Raw genomic sequence first — 3858 nt, forward strand, 5'->3', positions numbered from 1 at the left:
ACATCGGTTGAACACGTAGCGCCCTCCGCCGCGCCGACTACACCAGCGCCTCAAGACCCTACACTGCCGCCGCGAGCCCCATGAGCGATCTCCCCGAAAACGACCAGCACATGCCGCTGGTTTCGCACCTCACCGAGTTGCGCACCCGCCTGCTGCGTTGCGTGGCGGCGATCTTCATTATCTTTGCCGGGCTGTTTGCGTTTACCCAGCAGATCTACACCTTCGTCTCGACGCCGCTGCGCCAGTACCTGCCGGTCGGCGCGACGATGATCGCCACAGACGTGTCGTCGCCGTTCCTGACGCCGCTGAAGCTGACGATGATGGTTTCGCTGTTCCTCGCGATTCCGGTGATCCTGCATCAGATCTGGGGCTTTATCGCGCCAGGCCTGTACAAGCATGAAAAACGCGTCGCGGTGCCGCTGCTGATCTCCAGCATTCTGCTGTTCTACATCGGCATGGCGTTCGCCTATTACTTCGTTTTTCCGCTGATCTTCAAGTTCTTCGCCGCTGCCACCCCGGCGGGCGTGGAAATGATGACCGACATCGCCAGCTACCTCGATTTCGTCATGACGCTGTTCTTCGCCTTCGGCGTGGCGTTCGAGATTCCGGTGGCGGTGGTGTTGCTGGTGTGGATCGGCGTGGTCGACGTCAAATACCTGAAGAAGATTCGCCCGTACGTGATCATCGGCTGCTTCGTGGTCGGCATGATCCTCACCCCGCCGGACATCTTCTCGCAGACCCTGCTGGCTGTGCCGATGTGGATGCTGTTCGAGATCGGCATTCTCTTCGGCGCGCTGGTCAGCAAGCGCGAACGCCCGGACGAAACGCCGGCCGACGACCACAACGACCAGCCGCCAGCGACCCAGGCATGAACCTGCTGCTGCTCGAAGAGGCCGACTTCATTGCGGCCGACCGCGTGATCCTGCGCGACCGGCGCCTTACGCACATGCAGGAAGTGCATCGTTCGGAAGTCGGCGACAGCCTGCGTGTGGGGCGCATCAACGAGTTGATGGGTTCGGCCGAGTTGCTGCGTCTGGAAGCCGGCGAAGCGGAGCTGCGCGTCAACCTCGATCAGCCGCCGCCGGCCAAACTGCCGCTGACCCTGGTGCTGGCCCTGCCCCGGCCGAAAATGCTCCGCCGCGTGTTCCAGACCGTCGCGACCATGGGCGTGGCCAAGGTGATTCTGGTCAACAGCTATCGCGTCGAAAAAAGCTTCTGGCAGACGCCGTTTCTGGAGCCGGAAGCGATTCGTGAGCAGTTGATCCTCGGTCTTGAACAGGCACGCGATACGGTGTTGCCGGAGATCGTCATCGAAAAGCGCTTCAAGCCTTTTGTTGAAGATCGCTTGCCGGCGATCGCCGAGGGCACCCTCGGCCTGGTAGGCCACCCCGGCAACTTCCCGCCCTGCCCGCGCGCCCTGAGCGAACCGGTGACCCTGGCCATCGGCCCCGAGGGTGGCTGGATTCCCTACGAAATCGATCTGCTGGCCAAATCCGGCCTGCAACCGGTGCAACTGGGCGAGCGCATCCTGCGCGTCGAAACCGCCGTCACCGCCCTGCTTGCGCGCCTGTTCTAGCGCGACAGCGATCCTTGTAGGAGCTGTCGAGTGCAACGAGGCTGCGATCTTTTGACCTTGTTTTTTTAGAAGCAAAATCAAAAGATCGCAGCCTCGTTGCACTCGTCAGCTCCTACAGGCTCCTACAAGCTCCTATGGGGCGCAGACAAGTGGCGTTACAGATTGCCATCACCCAGCCGATACAACCCCTATAAGTCCAATTTAGTGGTCCGAAGGGAGTGGTCGCATGTACCGTTGGTTAGCCGAGAGTCTTGGAAACGTCAGCGTCAAACGCAAGCTGGGCATCGGTTTCGGCCTGGTGCTGTTGCTCACGCTGTTGATCACTTTCACCGGCTGGACCGGCATGAGCGGCATCATCAGCCGTGGCGACAAGCTCGGCTTCATTTCCAGCCTCAACGAGCTGACCAAGGACCTGCGCCTGGCGCGCATGGACTACGACATGCGTCGTGGCGAACAAGGCCCGGGCGCGGTCAATGAATTGCTCAGCAAACTCGAAAGCGGTCTGCAATCGGCACGCGGCATGATCGAGCAGCCGTCAGATGTGGCGATGGTCGATCAACAACTTGCTGCGGTTGCCGAATACAAACGCGCCTTTGGCGAAATGACCCAGGCCACGGTGCAGCGTGAAGACGCGCGCAGCAAGCTTGGCGCCAACGCTGACAACGCGGTAGCCAAGGTTGGCGAAGTTGAAAGTGCGCTGCTGCAAGGCGACAGCGTCGCGCAATACAACGCAGTGATCGAAATGAGCAAATTACTCCAGCAAGCGCGCTATCAAGTGCGCGGCTACACCTACAGCGGCAAGGCCGACGCGGAGCAACCGGCGCTGACTGCCATCGACAACGCCCTGAAAAACCTCGAAAGCCTGCCGACCCGCGTGCCAGAGCAGCACATCGCCAACCTGCAGCAAGCCACCGACTCGCTCAAGGCCTACCGCGCCGCCGTCGCCCAATTCCGTGATTCGCAGGTCAAGAACACCGCCGCACTGGCGAACATGTCGGCTCAGGGCGACATCCTCATGTCGGCCAGCAAGAAGCTCACCGAATCGCAAACCGTGGTGCGCGACACCGACGCCGCCCATGCCAAGAACATGCTGCTGCTCGCCACCGTGCTGGCACTGGCTTTCGGTCTTATTGCTGCTTGGGCGATCACTCGGCAGATCATCATTCCATTGACTCAAACGCTGAAAGTCGCCGAGCGCGTAGCCGCCGGCGACCTGACCCACAACCTGGTGTCCCTGCGTCGCGACGAACTCGGTCAATTGCAGCGCTCGATGCAAAGCATGACCCAAGGCCTGCGCGAGTTGATCGGCGGTATCAGCGACGGCGTCACGCAGATCGCCAGCGCCGCCGAAGAACTCTCGGCGGTGACCGAGCAGACCAGCGCCGGGGTCAACAATCAGAAGGTCGAGACCGATCAGGTCGCCACCGCCATGAACGAAATGGCCGCCACCGTGCAGGAAGTCGCGCGCAACGCTGAAGAGGCTTCTGAAGCCGCTGTCGCCGCTGACCAACAGGCCCGTGAAGGCGACAAGGTCGTCGGCGAAGCGATCGCGCAGATCGAGCGTCTGGCGCTTGAGGTCGGCCATTCCACAGAAGCCATGGGCGAGCTCAAGCGCGAAAGCGACAAGATCGGCAGCGTCCTCGACGTCATCAAGTCGGTCGCCCAGCAAACCAACCTGCTGGCCCTCAACGCGGCCATCGAAGCCGCGCGTGCCGGGGAAGCCGGACGTGGTTTCGCCGTGGTTGCCGATGAAGTGCGCAGCCTCGCCCAACGCACGCAGAAGTCCACCGAAGAGATCGAAGAGCTGATCGTCGGCCTGCAAAACGGCACCCAGCAAGTGGCGACGATCATGGACAACAGCCGCAGCCTGACCGACAGCAGCGTCGAACTGACCCGGCGTGCGGGAGGTTCGCTGGAAAGCATTACCCGCACCGTGTCGGCGATCCAGGCGATGAACCAGCAGATCGCCGCAGCCGCCGAGCAGCAGAGCGCCGTGGCCGAAGAGATCAACCGCAGCGTGTTGAATGTGCGCGATGTGTCCGATCAGACCTCGGCGGCGAGTGAAGAGACCGCAGCGTCGAGTGTTGAACTGGCGCGACTGGGCACGCATCTGCAGATGCTGGTGGGCCGCTTCAAAGTCTGAGTTGATGCACAACCTCGGTTCGCCTGGAACCGAGGTGATGCCATTCGCGAGCAGGCTCGCTCCCACCTTGGAATGCGTTTCCCTGTGGGAGCGAGCCTGCTCGCGAAGGCAGCGGCGCGGTTTGCGCGTCGTAGGTAAC

At 61.8% G+C, this 3858-nt stretch carries 3 protein-coding genes; all 3 read left to right on the top strand.

What is annotated here, in order from left to right:
* Positions 1-80: 80 nt before the first annotated feature.
* The 3 genes from tatC to D6877_RS19270 all read left to right on the top strand — a co-directional run bounded on the left by tatC (position 81) and on the right by D6877_RS19270 (position 3719).
* The gene (gene tatC, locus D6877_RS19260; RefSeq protein WP_016772075.1) at positions 81-872 is read left to right on the top strand and encodes a twin-arginine translocase subunit TatC; all 792 of its coding nucleotides are present in this window, start codon (positions 81-83) and stop codon (positions 870-872) included.
* On the top strand, positions 869-1576 hold the full coding sequence (locus D6877_RS19265; protein ID WP_130911789.1) for a 16S rRNA (uracil(1498)-N(3))-methyltransferase: 708 nt from the start codon (positions 869-871) through the stop codon (positions 1574-1576). The genes tatC and D6877_RS19265 overlap by 4 nt, the downstream gene beginning before the upstream one ends.
* Positions 1577-1802: 226 nt before the next feature.
* Positions 1803-3719, top strand: coding sequence for a methyl-accepting chemotaxis protein (locus D6877_RS19270; RefSeq protein ID WP_130911790.1), 1917 nt, complete (start codon positions 1803-1805; stop codon positions 3717-3719).
* The last annotated feature ends 139 nt before the right edge of the window (positions 3720-3858 follow it).

The organism is Pseudomonas sp. Sample_9, from assembly GCF_004307535.1.
GTDB classification, from domain to species: domain Bacteria; phylum Pseudomonadota; class Gammaproteobacteria; order Pseudomonadales; family Pseudomonadaceae; genus Aquipseudomonas; species Aquipseudomonas mercuritolerans.